The organism is Celeribacter sp. ULVN23_4 (genome assembly GCF_054788345.1).
The window spans coordinates 232896-247307 of sequence record NZ_JBTVYO010000003.1 but is presented as its reverse complement, the minus strand read 5'-3'; the positions used below and the strand labels follow the sequence as shown (position 1 = coordinate 247307).

Sequence of the window (14412 nt, the reverse complement as noted above, 5' to 3'; positions counted from 1 at the left end):
GTTACCCTTTCGGCGCGAGCAAGCGCAGCGCGGCTTTGATCAGGCCAGAAGTGTCAGCCTCAGGCGCATCCTGCGCGGATTGCGCCACGGCCTGCGCCGCATCAGACGGAGAATAGCCGAGGTTTTGAAGCGCGGACAGGGCTTCGGCCTCTGCCGAGGCATTGGCTTTGGCAGGTTTTGGAGCAGGTTTCGAGGCGGGAGCGGATGTTTCGATCACCTCTACCGCCTCCGGGGCCTCCAGTGTCGCGGACAGCTTGCCGCCCATCGACATGACGGTCGGCGCTTTATCCTTAAGCTCATTGACCACACGCTGCGCGATTTTTGGTCCGACGCCCGGCGCAGCTTTGACGGCTGTCCAGTCGCCCAGAGCAATCGCGCGCCCCGTGGCCTCCGGCCCGAGCGTCCCGAGTATCGCCATTGCGGCTTTCGAACCGATGCCCTGAACGGAAATCAGCAGGCGATACCACTCTTTTTCCAGCAAAGATGTGAAGCCGAAAAGCTGCATCAGATCTTCACGCACCAGCATATCGGTATAAAGCGATACGGGTGCGCCCTGCCCCGGCAGCGCCATACGCGTGCGCTCGGACACATAGACGATATATCCGACACCGCGCACGTCGATCATCACATGATCCGTGCCGATATAGTCGATCACACCCGTGAGTTTACCGATCATGAGGCAGCCTTTCTGAGCGCTTCCGTCAGTCGCGATGAGGACTGCGCGTGGTAGGAATGGGTGATCGCGATGGCCAGAGCATCGACGGCATCGGGCCCTTCGAGCTTGGCCCCCGGCAGTTGCAGCTTGATCATATGTTCGACCTGTTGCTTGGCGGCATGGCCAACGCCGACAACCGTCTTTTTCACCGCGTTCGGGGCGTATTCCCCGATGGGTATGCCCGCCCGCGCAGGCACCAAAAGCGCCACGGAACGCGCCTGACCGAGTTTCAGCGTCGCAACAGCATCCTTGTTCACAAAGGTCTGCTCTACGGCGGCACTGTCCGGGCGGTAGGTCTCGACAATGGCGGTGAGTTGGTCAAAGAGCGACAGGAGCCGCGTGGCCAGATCATCGGAGGAGGCCGAGCGGCAGATGCCGTTGGCGACATGGCTGATACGCGTCCCTGCGACATCGATGATGCCCCAGCCCATATTGCGCAGCCCAGGGTCGATACCCATCACACGCATGATCTCACCTGCTCGTTTATTCGTTACAATTTGATTAGCACGAAACGAGAACATTTGCCAAGCACTCACAGGCGGAGTGACGAAAAGAGAAACCCGCGCCGACAAGCGGCGCGGGTTTCGACGCGAAAGAGGCGAGTGGCATTATGGGAAACAGCCACCCGGCCCCTGAATGTCCTATCTGTCAGACCAGCAGCATCTTAATCTGCAGGGCGAGCCAAATGGTGAACTGATCGGCGTGCATCACCCATGCACCGGCTTTCTCAACGAACGTCCCGGATGCAAGCTCCGCGACGCGTGTTCCATAGGTCGAAGCCCCGAGGCTCGCGTAAAGGACCGCTTTGAACGCCATAACGCCAGCCAGCGCAAAAAACACAAGGTAAAGCGGACGGCGCAGCCCACGCCGACGCGGGCGAGCGATGATCAGACCATCCTGATTCACCGAATAGATCACACCGTGTTTGATCGCACGACGACGCGCCTCGATCCGAGTGACCCGCTTTTCCAATTGCTGCGAACCGGCGTAAGCCATGGCAGCCTCCTCGTAACTTTCAATGCACTCACTATGACATCAGTGCGGCGAAATGTGGCACAAATGAGGCAAAACCGTCGAAAAGAGGCAAAAAGATGTCTCAATGCCTTAAAGTGAGGTCGATTTCACCATGGTTAGCGTTGTCCAGTCAACAATCTCCTGTCGCTCGACAAGATTGAACCCGGATCGTGTATAAACCTCAACAACCTCATCCGCCTGCGGATTGAGGATACCGGACAGAATCACATGCCCTTCGGGCGCAACATTGGCCGCCATATCGGGCGCAAGCGCGACAAGCGGGCCTTTGAGGATATTCGCGAACACGAGATCGAAGGGCGCTTTTTCTGCCAGCACCGGATGATTGAACCCGGCAGCTTCGAGACATTCCACCTGCCCGGCGAGATCATTGGCGCGCACATTGCTTTCCGCCACCTCGACCGCGACTTCGTCGATGTCTGAGGCGTAGACCGTCTTGTCGGAAATTTTAGCTGCCGCCATTGCGAGCACGGCGGTCCCGCAGCCAATGTCAGCCACTTTGTCGAAGGTCTTCCCTTCGGCCATCAGATGATCCAGCGCCTTGAGGCAGCCAAGCGTCGTGCCGTGATGGCCCGTCCCAAAGGCCATAGCGGCCTCGATCAAAAGACCGATCTTGTCGGTCGGCAGCTTGTCAGCATCATGCGAGCCATAGACAAAGAAGCGCCCCGCCTCGACCGGCGCCAAATCGCGGCGCACTTTGGCGACCCAGTCGGTTTCCGGCAGCTCGGAAATCACGAAGTCCGGCGCTTCATGTGCCTTGGCCAGAAGCGCCAGAGCGATCTCGTCGGGCGCTTCCGTAAAATAGGCGCCCACTTCCCAAAGACCGGACCCATCCTCGATCTCGAAAACGCCAACCCCGGTCGGTTCCGGATCGATGAATTCGAGCGCTTCGCCGATGGCTTCGGCAGGGGCTTTGCCTTGGGTCTTGGTGAAGGCGGTAAAGGTCGGCATGATGGCACTCCGGACAGAACTTTTCTTTGCCTTAGCGGCCTGACCGGATTTGCACAAGCCTCGCCCGAGTTATGCCGGGCTGTCAGGCCGGTGCATTTCCTCATTCCATTGCACGGAGCGCTCCATCGAGAGCCCTACGGGGCAGCTCACTCCAGTGCCGCCGAGGCCGCAATAGCCGTTCGGGTTCTTCGCCAGATATTGCTGATGGTAGTCTTCCGCGAAGTAGAATTCGCCAGCGGGCAGCACCTCGGTCGTGATCGCCCCGAAGCCCTTATCCTGAAGCAACACATTATAGCCCGCCAGGCTCGCCTCGGCTTCTGAGCGCTGCGCATCGCTCGTCACGTAGATGCCGGAGCGATATTGTGTGCCCCGGTCATTGCCCTGACGCATGCCTTGGGTCGGATCGTGGTTTTCCCAGAAGGTCTTGAGCAGCGTCGCGTAGCTCACCTTGGCAGGATCGAAAATCACCCGAACCACCTCGTTATGGCCGGTTTTGCCGGTGCAGACCTCTTCGTAGGTCGGGTTCGGCGTATAGCCCGCGCTATATCCCACTGCCGTGTTCACAACGCCCGGCACCTGCCAGAAGATGCGTTCGACGCCCCAAAAACAGCCCATACCGAAAATCGCCTCTTGGCAGCCCTGGGGAATGTCTCCCTCTAGCGGCACATGAAACACGAAATGCTCCTTGGCCGTCGGGATCGCCTCGGGACGCCCCGGCAAAGCCTCATCCGGCGTCGGCATGGAAAGTTTCTTGGTCAGAGCGGCAAACATGACAGGTCTCCCTATGTGCGGTTTCCGTTCAATATAGTCTGCAATTGGCTTTGCGCCAATCACCCAGCCAGATAACACGGCCAGTTTACTCCGCCGGAGCAACCTCACGCACGCGCGGGAAGAGCCGCCATTCGTTGCCCTTCTCCGGGTGACGCGGGATCAGGGCGGAGAGACCGACAGACCCCATCGCCAGCGCCGCAGCCAATCCGAAAACAGCGCCCGGAGACACCACCCAGAGATAGCCCAGAAACGCCGGAAGGAAGACCGCCGCGATATGGTTGATCGTGAAGGCCACCGCCGCTGTCGGCGCAATGTCCTCGGGATCGGCGATCTTTTGGAAATAGGTTTTCAGCGCGAAAGCCAGCCCGAAGAGCATATGGTCGATCACATAGAGCGCCGCGCCAACGACCACGCCCCATCCCAGCCAGTAAATCCCGCCATAAGCCATGAACACCATCGTCAGGCCGATATATTCGAGCATCAGGACAAAGCGCTCACCCTTGAGGAAGACGATTTTGCCCATCAGAGGCGCGATGATCATATTGGCGAGATAGTTGATCAGGAACAGGCCAGTGATCTCTTCAACCCCGAGGCCGAATTTCTCGACCATCATGAAGGCTGCGAAGACCACGAAAATCTGCCGCCGCGCACCCGCCATGAACTGCAACGCATAATAGAGGCCATAGCGACGTTTCAGGATCAGTTTCTTGGCCTGTGGGTTCGGCGCTTCAAACTGCGGGTAGGCAAAGAACGCAAAAAGCGCGACCAGCGCGGTGAAGCCACCAGAGACCAGATAGACCAGATTGTAAGACAGATCGAAGGTCTTCCACGTCAGGACCAGAAGCCCGTATGCCACCAGAGACGCCGCAGATCCCGCCGCCAGCAAACGCCCCAGAACAAGCGGCGCGCGGTCTTTCGGCAGCCATTGCAACTGGAGCGACTGGTTCACCGTCTCGTAATAGTGAAAGCCGATGGACGACAGCATGGTGATGGTCAGGATACCGCCCAAGGAGGGGAACCAAGCCGTCACCGCCGTCGCCACGCCCAAAAGCAAAAGCGACACGATGCCAAGCACTTGCTCGCGGACAATCATGATCAGAGCGATCACCCCGATGGCGAGAAAGCCCGGAATTTCCCGTACCGTATGCAGCCAGCCAATCTGAACACCGGTGAACCCGGCGACTTCGATGACGAAATTGTTCAGAAGCGCATTCCATGTGGCGAAGGCCACCGGCATGGCAAAAGCCATGAGGAACAGAAGCGACTCGGGCCGCCGCCAGCGCGGCAGGTGGGAGACGTCATGGAGGGATACAGGTGCTTTGCTCATGATCCGCCTTTAGAGAGGAAACGCCGTTCTGAATAGCCGAAATTCCTGCACACCCCCCTCTGCAGCGGGCTTGACGTGAGCGCCGCCTCACCGCGATCATAGGCCACTACGCGGGAGGAGGACCGCTCATGGATATACTGACCCTTGTGGAGGGGATCGGGGAAAGCCCGTCTGCGGCGTTGTTCGGCCTGATCACGGGCCTGATTTTCGGCGTCTCGGCACAGCGCTCGCAATTTTGCCTGCGCGCGGCGACGGTCGAATTCGCCCGCGGGCGGCTCGGCCCCAAGGTGGCGGTCTGGTTCCTGACACTCTCGACCGCCATCGTCTGGGTTCAGGGGGCGCAGCTTCTGGGACTGTTTCGCGAAATGGACGCGCGGATCATGGCCGTGCCCGGATCATGGTCCGGCGCCGTGATCGGCGGACTGATGTTCGGAGCGGGCATGGTCCTCTCGCGCGGCTGCTCAGGCCGTCTGCTTGTGCTGGCCTCAACCGGAAACCTGCGCTCCGTCGTCTCTGGCCTGATCTTTGCCGTCACCGCTCAGATGAGCCTGCACGGCATCCTTTCGCCCTATCGCGACAAGCTCGCTTCGCTGTCGATCACCGGCAGTGAAAACGTCAACCTTCTGAATTCATTGCATCTTCCAACCGGTTCAGGCCTCATCCTTGGGCTCGCTTTCGCGGCGCTTGCGCTGTTCCTCGCAGTTAAAAACCAGATCAGCCCGAAAACGTGGATTTTCGCCTCTGGCGTGGGCTTTGCCGTGGCCGTCGGCTGGTATCTCTCTTGGCAACTGGCGCAAGTGGCTTTTGATCCGGTTCCCGTGACGTCTGTGACCTTCTCCGGCCCCTCGGCCAACACGCTGATGTTCTTTCTCGACCGCAATGCCGTGCTTGAATTCGACGTCGGCCTTGTTCCCGGCGTGGTGCTTGGCGCGTTTTTGGCGTCGCTCATCTCCGGAGAATTCCGCTGGCAGAGCTTCGACTCGGTCCCAGTGATGCGGCGCTCCATGATCGGAGCCGTGCTCATGGGGTTTGGCGCAATGCTCGCAGGCGGTTGCGCCATCGGCAATGGCGTCACCGGAAGCTCCGTCTTTGCCGCGACAGCCTGGCTCGCCCTGTTCTGCATGTGGATCGGAGCCATCGCGACGACGCTTCTGGTTGACCGACAAGCCGACCCTGCGCTGCCCTGCTAAAGCGTTTCTACTTAAACCTGAATCAGGGTTTGAGCAGAAACGCGGTGCAACGTCCAAGCGGAGCGGGCGTTTCGACTTTATGTGATAGATCAAGTTAAAGTCGAAACGCTTTAGGCCGCTTCTTTTGTCGCAAAATATCCCGGGGTGACTTGCGCGCAAGAGGGGCAGCGCCCCTTCTCTCACCAGAAGCGCTCACCAAAAACTCTGGGGATCGATATCGATCTGCAGCCGCACATTGTTGGGCAGCTTGATCTGCCCCACCCATTCCGCAAGCGCCACCTGAATGGGCGCGCTTTTCTCCGCCTTGACCAAAAGCCGGATACGATGCCGCCCGCGCACCCGCGCAATCGGGGCGGGGGCGGGACCGAAAAGCTGCGCTCCGATCCGCTGCAATGGTCCGGCAATGCGCGCCAGATGGTTCGCCACATCCGACACCACAGCCAAATCGGGACCGGACAGAATGATCCCGGCCATCCGCCCATAGGGCGGCACACCTGCCATCTTCCGCTCCGCAGCTTCGGCGCGCCAAAACCCTTCCTCATCCCCGGCAAGGATCGCGCGGATCACCGGGTGTTCGGGTTGGTAGGTCTGAAGCAAAGCGACGCCCTTCTTCTCCGACCGCCCGGCCCGTCCGGCCACCTGCCGCATGAGCTGAAACGTCCGCTCGGCCGCGCGCAAATCCGAGCCTTGCAGCCCGAGATCGGAATCGATGACACCCACGAGCGTGAGGTTCGGGAAGTTATGGCCTTTCGCCACAAGCTGCGTGCCGATGACGATATCCGTATCACCCTCGGCAATCAGGCGGATTTGCTCTTTAAGCGCCCGCGCCGAGGCAAAAAGATCCGAAGACAGCACCGCGCATTTCGCGTCCGGGAAGCGTTCGGCGACCTCTTCGGCCAGACGCTCCACGCCCGGACCGACCGGGGCCAACCGCCCCTCGACGCCGCAGGAGGGACAGGCCTCCGGCATCGGTTTCGTTTCGCCGCATTGGTGACAGACGAGGCGTTTGAGGAAACGGTGCTCGACCATGCGCGCATCGCAATGATCGCATTGGATTTGATAGCCGCAGGCCCGACAGATCGTCACCGGCGCATAGCCGCGACGGTTCAGGAACAGAAGCGATTGCTCGCCCTTCTCCATCCGTTTGCGCACCGCCCCCACAAGCGCATCGGAGATGAACCGCGTCGCCGGGAGTTTCTCGCCCCGCATGTCGATCGCATGCATGTCCGGCATCACAGCGGGACCGTAGCGGCTCTCCAAATCAAGGCGCTTGTACTTGCCCGCCTCAACATTCGCCCATGTCTCAAGTGAGGGCGTCGCAGAGGCCAGCACCACGGAGGCCGAGCACAGAGACGCGCGCAGCACCGCCATGTCGCGGGCGTTGTAATGCACCCCGTCCTCTTGCTTATAAGACCCGTCGTGTTCCTCATCGACCACGATCAACCCGAGGTTCTGAAACGGCAGGTAGAGCGCCGAACGCGCCCCGATCACCACCTGCGCCCCGCCCTGCCCGACCATTTTCCACACGCGGCGGCGTTCGGTCATGGTGACGCCCGAATGCCATTCGGCCGGGCGCGCGCCGAAGCGCTCTTCGAACCGCGTGAGAAAGGCGGAGGTCAGGGCGATCTCCGGCAACAGAACCAAAGCCTGCCGCCCGTGACGCAGGCATTCAGCGACGGCTTCGAGATAGACCTCGGTCTTGCCCGAGCCGGTCACACCTTTCAAAAGCGTCGTCGAATAATGCTCAGTGGCCACCGAGTCGCGGAGCGCCGCAGCCGCCTCGGCCTGCGCCTCGGTCAGGTCTTTGCCCGGCGCGTCGGCATCAAGGCGGCGATAAGGCAGATCGCGCGGCGTGTCTTCCTCGATGATCGCCCCCGATGGCAAAAGCCCCTTGATCACCGATGTGGTCACATCGGCGGCGTCCGCGAGTTCTTTCAAAGTGAAAGACAGGCCACCATATTCGTCCAACGTGTCCAGAACCTTGCGCCGGGCATCAGTCTCGCGCGGCGGGCGGCCTTCGCCCCGGCGATAGACCTTGCGCATCGATGGCGGGTCCATAAGCCCCGGCGCACGGGTCGCAAGACGCAGCATGGCGGGCATGGGCGTTAACGTATAGGCAGCGACTTTCTCAAGAAACAGCCGCATCTCTTCGCGCATCGGGGCAATATCGAGTATAGTGGACACAGAACGCGCCTTGGAAAGATCAAAGCCCCCGACACCCGCGCCCCAAACACAGCCGAGCACCTTGCGCGGCCCGAGCGGCACCTCGACATAGGCCCCGCGCTCCACCCCGCCCTCCGGCGCTTTGTAATCCAGCGTCCGGTCCAGCGGTTCGGTGGTCAGCACGGCGACCAATGCGCCTTCGGGAAAAAACTCGGTGTCCATGCGCAAGAGATAGGGGTTTTCGCACAAGCGAACCAGACCCCCTTTGCTAACTCGGTCTCTTGATCTATGTAGGCGCCAACGGACAGGCGAAAGGAGAAGCGCCCCATGAAATTCTTTGTCGATACCGCCGATGTAGATGCAATTCGCGAACTCAACGAACTGGGCTTCGTCGATGGCGTCACCACCAACCCCTCGCTGATCAAGAAATCCGGTCGCGACATTCTTGAAGTGACCAAAGAGATTTGCGAACTGGTCGATGGTCCGGTTTCCGCCGAGGTCGTTGCCCTCGATTACGACAGCATGGTCAAAGAAGGCCGCAAGCTCGCGACCATCGCAGACAACGTGGTGATCAAACTGCCGCTGACGCTCGACGGTCTCAAAGCCTGTAAAACGCTCTCCGGCGAGGGTCATCAGATCAACGTCACGCTGTGTTTCTCCGCAAACCAGGCGCTTCTGGCCGCCAAAGCCGGCGCGACCTTCATCTCTCCCTTCGTCGGTCGTCTCGACGACATCAACCTCGACGGGCTTGAGCTGATCGAAGACATCCGCACGATCTACGACAATTACGGTTTCGAGACCGAAATTCTCGCCGCCTCGATCCGCACCGTGAACCACATTTCCGATTGCGCGAAAATCGGTGCCGACGTGATCACCGCGCCGCCCGCCGTGATCAAGGCAATGGCGAACCACGTGCTGACCGACAAAGGTCTGGCGCAATTCGTCAAAGACGCCGAAGAGGCCGGGATCAAGATCGTCTGATTCACCCGAAATCGGAAGTTTCAAAGAGTCCCCCGCGCCACAGGTTCGGGGGATTTTTCTTGCCCGGCGGATGTCCGCACACAAACATTTGCACCCTTGCCCGGTTTTCGGGCATAGTCAGATCAACGACCGGAAAACCGGCGGTTCGAGACAGTAGACGAGGCAACATGACCACCCAACTTCCACGGGCCGTGACCCCCATGGCCGATGAATTGCGTGAAAAGATCATTTCCGACCCGGATATGGTGCTCGAAGATCTGGATGTGATGCGCGCCCTGATCGCCGCAAATGAGCGGACCTCGGGCTCGAACGTCGTCGATCTGCGTGGCCTTGCGATGGAACGGCTCGAAGAACGCCTTGAGCGGCTTGAAGACACCCACCGGGGCGTGATCGCCGCCGCCTACGAGAACCTCGCAGGCACCAATCAAATTCACCGCGCCGTGTTGCAGCTCATGGAGCCGACACAGTTCACCGACTTCCTCAATGCCCTCTCCAGTGATGTCGCCCAGACCCTGCGCCTCGACAGTGTGAAATTGCTTTTGGAAACCAAGAGCGAGAGCGAGGAACCCGCCCTCAAGAAACTCGGAAAGGTTCTGCTCACCGCCGAACCCGGTTTTGTGCAAAGCTACGTCACCCTTGGCCGCAACATCCCGCTGCGCCAAATCACCCTGCGGCAGGTCTCGCCTGACACGAACGTGCTGTATGGCGACACCGGCTTTATCCATTCCGAAGCGCTCATGACTCTTGATTTCGGGCCCGGTCGCCTGCCCGGCCTGCTGATCTTCGGCTCGGAAGACCCGCATATGTTCCGCCCCACACAAGGCACCGACCTGCTCACCTTCTTCGCGGGCGTGTTCGAGCGGCTGATGCGCCGTTATCTGGGATGAGCCTCGCGATTTCAGATGCGTTGCGCGACCGGCTATCCGGCTGGCTCGACCATGAGCGCGCTCTGAAATCTGCCTCAGATCATACGATCACCGCCTATGGGCGCGATGTCTCCGGCTGGCTGTCCTTTTTGGCCGAGCATGAGGGTGGCACCTTTGGTCCCGCCCAGATCGCACGCCTCAAAATCACCGATATGCGCGCCTGGATGGCGCATGAGCGCGGGCGTGGTGTCGCGCCGCGTTCCTTAGCCCGCTCACTCTCTGCCGTGAAAACCTTCACCCGCTGGCTGGCAGAGCGCGAGGGGTTTGATCCCACCGCGATCCTCTCCACCCGTTCGCCAAAGTTTCAGAAAAAACTGCCCCGCCCGCTCTCCCCCGACGCCGCCCGAGACATGCTCGCCACGGTCGAAGCGCAACACGAGGAACCGTGGATCGCCGCCCGCGATGTGGCCGTGGTCACGCTCCTCTACGGCTGCGGCTTGCGGATTTCGGAGGCCTTGTCGCTCACCGGCGGCGCTTTGCCCTTGGGCGTGGTCATCCGCATTGTCGGCAAAGGCGACAAGGAACGCATCGTCCCCGTCCTGCCCGCCGCGCGTAGCGCCGTGGCGGAGTATGCCCGGCTCTGCCCTTATGATCTCACGGCCGAAGCTCCGCTGTTTCGCGGCAAGCGCGGCGGCGCACTGAACCCAAGGCTGATTTCCAAAGTGACGGAAGCCGCTCGAATGCAGCTCGGCCTGCCCTCGTCTGTCACTCCGCACGCCATGCGCCACTCCTTCGCCACGCATCTTCTGAACGCAGGCGGCGATTTGCGCGCGATCCAAGAGTTGCTCGGCCATGCCTCGCTCTCGACGACACAGGCCTATACGGCGGTGGACGGTGCGCGCTTGCTCGAAGTCTACGAGGCCGCTCATCCGCGCGCTCGGACTCAAGGCGCAAAACCCTAAAATCCTCCACATCTCCTCACCTTTTGTTCATGCCTCTGCGCATACCCTGCACATGTTATGGGATGCGGAGGGAGCCATGCCAGAGACCGAGAACTGTGAAGTTGCGCCACGCCTGCGCGAAGTCGCCATGATCACGCGCATCTCGCGCAAGGCTTTGCTCGTGCAATTGTCACGCCTTCTGGCGCAAGACGATGCCGAGGACATTCGGAGATCGGACGAGGAACTGAAATGGCTTGAGGATGCATTTCACGACAACGGGTGACGGTGGATCGTCACCGGCACGGTCTCTCGACAAGTTCGTCCCACCAGAAAAGACAAACGGCAGAGCCCGCAAAGGCCCTGCCGTTCTCAAGTTTCAAAGGATCAATCAGATCAGCCGAGCGCTTCGTCGCAGCGACCGCAGACACCCTCATGGCTGTGGGTGCCCACATCCGGCAGAATTTTCCAGCAGCGCTGACATTTATGCCCATCGGCTTTCTCGAACACGACACCAATGCCTTCAACCTCGCCTTCCAGACGGAAGGCCTCATTCGGCGCCGGATCACCGGAGAGGGTGATCGCGGAGGTGATGCAGAGATCGTCAAAGGCGATGGATTTCAGCGCATCGAGCAAAGCAGCGTCTTCGACATGGACTGTCGGCGCGGCTTCCAGCGAAGCCCCGATCACCTTGTCACGGCGCTGCACTTCGAGCGCTGCGGTCACGACGCGGCGCGCCTTGCGGATGCCCGCCCATTTCGCGGCGAGCTCGCCATCGAGCCAGCCCGGCGTTGCGTCCGGGAAGTCCACGAGGTGCACGGAGCTGTCGTCGCCCGGGAAGCGTTCGAGCCAGATTTCCTCCATCGTGAACACGAGGATCGGGGAGAGCCAGGTGGTCAGGCGGTGGAACAGGATATCCAGCACGGTGAGCGCCGCGCGGCGGCGATCGGTGTCGCCATCGCAATAGAGCACGTCCTTGCGGATGTCGAAGTAGAAGGACGACAGATCGACGGTCGCGAAGTTGAACACGGCCTGCCAGACGCCGGAGAAATCAAACGTCTCGTAGCCCTCACGCACCGTGGTGTCGAGTTCCGCGAGGCGATGCAGCACCCAGCGTTCCAGCTCCGGCATATCCGCCGCGGCGACGCGATCTGCCTCGTTGAAATCACCGAGCGAGCCGAGGATGAAGCGCATGGTGTTGCGCAGACGGCGGTAGCTGTCAGCGGTGCCTTTGAGGATTTCCGGCCCGATCCGTTGGTCGGCGGTGTAATCCGTCTGCGCCACCCAAAGACGCAGGATGTCTGCGCCGTATTGTTTGACGATCTGCTCCGGCACGATGGTGTTGCCCAGAGACTTGGACATTTTCATGCCCTTCTCATCGAGCGTAAACCCGTGCGTCACGACGTTTTTATAGGGCGCGCGGCCTTTCGTGCCACAGGCCTGCAACAGAGACGAGTGGAACCAACCACGGTGTTGGTCGGTGCCTTCAAGGTAGACATCCGCGATGCCGTCCGGCGTGCCGTCTTCACGGTCGCGCAGCACGAAAGCGTGGGTCGAACCCGAGTCGAACCACACATCGAGAACGTCGAACACTTGCTCGTATTCGGCCGGATCGGCGATGCCGTCGAGAACCTTCTCTTTGAAGCCCTCTTCGTACCAGACATCCGCACCGTTTTCCTCAAACGCGGCGGAGATACGCTTGTTCAGTTCATCATTGCGCAGCAGGAAGCCTTCATCGGTCGGCAGCAGACCCTTCTTGGTGAAGCAGGTCAGCGGCACACCCCAAGCGCGTTGACGCGAGAGCACCCAGTCGGGGCGGTTCTCGATCATCGAATAGAGGCGGTTGCGGCCCGTTTGCGGGGTCCATTTCACCAGTTGGTCGATGGAGGTCAGCGCGCGTTCGCGGATGCTGTCACCATAGGTGCCCATGCCGTCGTCGAGTTTCTTATCGACGGAGGCGAACCATTGCGGCGTGTTGCGGAAGATCACCGGGGCTTTGGAACGCCAGGAGTGCGGGTAGCTGTGGGTCACACGGCCACGGGCGATGATGCCGCCCACTTCGACGAGCTTGGCGATCACGGCGGTGTTGGCTTTGCCCTCTTTGCCCTTCTGATCGAACACTTGAAGACCGGCGAAGAACGGCACATGCGGCAGGAACTCGGATTCCTCACCGACGTTATGGGTCATCCGGTCGAGCCAGTTGCGCTTAACGAAGCATTCATAGTCGTCGGCACCGTGGGACGGTGCGGTATGAACGAAGCCGGTCCCGGCGTCATCGGTGACGTGATCGCCATCGATCATCGGGACTTCGTAATCCCAATAACCATTCGCGCCTTCGGCACCAGCAAACGGGTGCGCGAGGATAAGTCCCTCAAGATCTGAACTTACTACATCTCGGATCTTGGTGAACTTTGTAACTCGCGATTTGCCCAGTGCGTCTTCTGCGAGTGCATCGGCAAAGACATAGAGATCGCCAGGTTTAGTCCAACTTTCTTCTTCAGTTTCATCAACACGATAGAGCCCATAAGCAATGCTATCATTGTATGCTACAGCCTTGTTCGAGGGAATCGTCCAAGGAGTCGTTGTCCAGATTACGATGCGAGCATCCCCAAGCATCCCCGCGCACGACTTATTGTATGGCTCTTCAACGTATTCACTAGCTCCATACATTTTGTCGGCCAGACGCTTCGTATTTTCAGCGCGTTCTTCGGTCACACCTAGCACCTTAAACGGCACCCAGATCGTATGAGACTTGTGATCGTGATATTCGATCTCCGCCTCGGCCAGCGCGGTTTTCTCAACCGGCGACCACATCACGGGTTTGGACCCTTGATAAAGCGTTCCGTTCATCAGGAACTTCATGAATTCCTCGGCGATCACCGCCTCGGCGTGGAAGTTCATGGTGAGGTAGGGATCGTCCCAAGTGCCATAGACACCAAGGCGTTTGAACTCCTCGCGCTGGATCCCCACCCACTCTTCGGCAAAGGCGCGGCATTCCTGACGGAAATCCACGACAGGCACCTCATCCTTGTTCTTGCCCTTCTTGCGGTATTGTTCCTCGATCTTCCATTCGATCGGCAGACCGTGACAATCCCACCCCGGCACATAGCGCGCATCAAAACCCATCATCTGATGCGAGCGCGTGATGATGTCCTTGATCGTCTTGTTCAGAGCGTGACCGATGTGCAGGTGACCGTTGGCGTAGGGAGGACCATCGTGCAGCACGAAGGACGGGCGGCCATCCGCTTTACCCTTTTCGCGCAGCTTTTCATAGACGCCAATCTTTTCCCAACGCTCCAGCCAGCCGGGCTCGCGCTTCGGCAGGCCCGCACGCATCGGGAAGTCGGTTTTCGGCAGATTGAGAGTGTCTTTATACTCGGGCGTGGTCGTCTCGGAACACATATTATTCGGTCCTTGAGGGAGGTGTGGTCATGTCGAATTCAGCGCGGGTCTCCATACGCCTTGTCCCGGCGGCTCG

At 60.0% G+C, this 14412-nt stretch carries 13 protein-coding genes; 5 read left to right on the top strand and 8 right to left on the bottom strand.

What is annotated here, in order from left to right; all coding sequences use genetic code 11:
- Window position 1: 1 nt before the first annotated feature.
- From ruvA to ACYBHZ_RS09975, 6 genes are all read right to left on the bottom strand, one after another.
- Entirely contained in the window at window positions 2–676 is a 675-nt protein-coding gene (ruvA, locus tag ACYBHZ_RS10000; protein ID WP_460274127.1) for a Holliday junction branch migration protein RuvA, read from the bottom strand.
- Window positions 673–1182, bottom strand: coding sequence for a crossover junction endodeoxyribonuclease RuvC (gene ruvC, locus ACYBHZ_RS09995; protein WP_460274126.1), 510 nt, complete (start codon window positions 1180–1182; stop codon window positions 673–675). The genes ruvA and ruvC overlap by 4 nt, the downstream gene beginning before the upstream one ends.
- Window positions 1183–1363: 181 nt before the next feature.
- Complete coding sequence (locus tag ACYBHZ_RS09990) at window positions 1364–1711, bottom strand: hypothetical protein (RefSeq protein WP_460274125.1); 348 nt, start codon at window positions 1709–1711, stop codon at window positions 1364–1366.
- Between the two features lie 108 nt (window positions 1712–1819).
- Window positions 1820–2698, bottom strand: coding sequence for a 50S ribosomal protein L11 methyltransferase (locus ACYBHZ_RS09985; protein ID WP_460274124.1), 879 nt, complete (start codon window positions 2696–2698; stop codon window positions 1820–1822).
- 69 nt (window positions 2699–2767) lie between these two features.
- Window positions 2768–3469: a peptide-methionine (S)-S-oxide reductase MsrA gene (gene msrA / locus ACYBHZ_RS09980; RefSeq protein ID WP_460274123.1), complete on the bottom strand. Its 702-nt coding sequence runs from the start codon at window positions 3467–3469 to the stop codon at window positions 2768–2770.
- An 85-nt stretch (window positions 3470–3554) separates the two neighbouring features.
- Window positions 3555–4796, bottom strand: a complete 1242-nt coding sequence (locus ACYBHZ_RS09975) for an MFS transporter (RefSeq protein WP_460274122.1) — start codon at window positions 4794–4796, stop codon at window positions 3555–3557.
- 128 nt (window positions 4797–4924) lie between these two features.
- Here ACYBHZ_RS09975 and ACYBHZ_RS09970 point away from each other — a divergent pair, with 128 nt between their 5' ends.
- Window positions 4925–5986, top strand: a complete 1062-nt coding sequence (locus ACYBHZ_RS09970; protein WP_460274121.1) for a YeeE/YedE family protein — start codon at window positions 4925–4927, stop codon at window positions 5984–5986.
- 192 nt (window positions 5987–6178) lie between these two features.
- Here ACYBHZ_RS09970 and ACYBHZ_RS09965 read toward each other — a convergent pair whose 3' ends face one another.
- Window positions 6179–8371 (bottom strand): primosomal protein N', encoded by a 2193-nt coding sequence (locus ACYBHZ_RS09965; RefSeq protein WP_460274120.1) that lies wholly within the window; start codon window positions 8369–8371, stop codon window positions 6179–6181.
- A gap of 105 nt (window positions 8372–8476) precedes the next feature.
- Between ACYBHZ_RS09965 and fsa the strand changes: the two genes are divergently transcribed.
- The 4 genes from fsa (at window position 8477) to ACYBHZ_RS09945 (ending at window position 11220) form a co-directional block, all read left to right on the top strand.
- Entirely contained in the window at window positions 8477–9130 is a 654-nt protein-coding gene (gene fsa / locus ACYBHZ_RS09960; RefSeq protein ID WP_460274119.1) for a fructose-6-phosphate aldolase, read from the top strand.
- A gap of 167 nt (window positions 9131–9297) precedes the next feature.
- Window positions 9298–10017, top strand: a complete 720-nt coding sequence (locus tag ACYBHZ_RS09955; protein WP_460274118.1) for a DUF484 family protein — start codon at window positions 9298–9300, stop codon at window positions 10015–10017.
- Window positions 10014–10958, top strand: a complete 945-nt coding sequence (locus tag ACYBHZ_RS09950; RefSeq protein ID WP_460274117.1) for a tyrosine recombinase XerC — start codon at window positions 10014–10016, stop codon at window positions 10956–10958. The genes ACYBHZ_RS09955 and ACYBHZ_RS09950 overlap by 4 nt, the downstream gene beginning before the upstream one ends.
- 76 nt (window positions 10959–11034) lie before the next feature.
- Window positions 11035–11220 (top strand): hypothetical protein, encoded by a 186-nt coding sequence (locus ACYBHZ_RS09945; RefSeq protein WP_460274116.1) that lies wholly within the window; start codon window positions 11035–11037, stop codon window positions 11218–11220.
- Between the two features lie 110 nt (window positions 11221–11330).
- On the opposite strand, the gene ileS is transcribed toward ACYBHZ_RS09945, so the two are convergent.
- A complete protein-coding gene (gene ileS, locus ACYBHZ_RS09940; protein ID WP_460274115.1) occupies window positions 11331–14336 on the bottom strand; it encodes an isoleucine--tRNA ligase in 3006 nt (1001 codons plus the stop codon).
- Window positions 14337–14412 lie beyond the last annotated feature (76 nt).

What these genes read in the sequence shown, in the direction of transcription:
- ruvA (WP_460274127.1), bottom strand. Translation starts at nt 676, where the DNA reads ATGATCGGTAAACTCACGGGTGTGATCGACTATATCGGCACGGATCAT.
- ruvC (WP_460274126.1), bottom strand. Translation starts at nt 1,182, where the DNA reads ATGCGTGTGATGGGTATCGACCCTGGGCTGCGCAATATGGGCTGGGGC.
- ACYBHZ_RS09990 (WP_460274125.1), bottom strand. Translation starts at nt 1,711, where the DNA reads ATGGCTTACGCCGGTTCGCAGCAATTGGAAAAGCGGGTCACTCGGATC.
- ACYBHZ_RS09985 (WP_460274124.1), bottom strand. Translation starts at nt 2,698, where the DNA reads ATGCCGACCTTTACCGCCTTCACCAAGACCCAAGGCAAAGCCCCTGCC.
- msrA (WP_460274123.1), bottom strand. Translation starts at nt 3,469, where the DNA reads ATGTTTGCCGCTCTGACCAAGAAACTTTCCATGCCGACGCCGGATGAG.
- ACYBHZ_RS09975 (WP_460274122.1), bottom strand. Translation starts at nt 4,796, where the DNA reads ATGAGCAAAGCACCTGTATCCCTCCATGACGTCTCCCACCTGCCGCGC.
- ACYBHZ_RS09970 (WP_460274121.1), top strand. Translation starts at nt 4,925, where the DNA reads ATGGATATACTGACCCTTGTGGAGGGGATCGGGGAAAGCCCGTCTGCG.
- ACYBHZ_RS09965 (WP_460274120.1), bottom strand. Translation starts at nt 8,371, where the DNA reads ATGGACACCGAGTTTTTTCCCGAAGGCGCATTGGTCGCCGTGCTGACC.
- fsa (WP_460274119.1), top strand. Translation starts at nt 8,477, where the DNA reads ATGAAATTCTTTGTCGATACCGCCGATGTAGATGCAATTCGCGAACTC.
- ACYBHZ_RS09955 (WP_460274118.1), top strand. Translation starts at nt 9,298, where the DNA reads ATGACCACCCAACTTCCACGGGCCGTGACCCCCATGGCCGATGAATTG.
- ACYBHZ_RS09950 (WP_460274117.1), top strand. Translation starts at nt 10,014, where the DNA reads ATGAGCCTCGCGATTTCAGATGCGTTGCGCGACCGGCTATCCGGCTGG.
- ACYBHZ_RS09945 (WP_460274116.1), top strand. Translation starts at nt 11,035, where the DNA reads ATGCCAGAGACCGAGAACTGTGAAGTTGCGCCACGCCTGCGCGAAGTC.
- ileS (WP_460274115.1), bottom strand. Translation starts at nt 14,336, where the DNA reads ATGTGTTCCGAGACGACCACGCCCGAGTATAAAGACACTCTCAATCTG.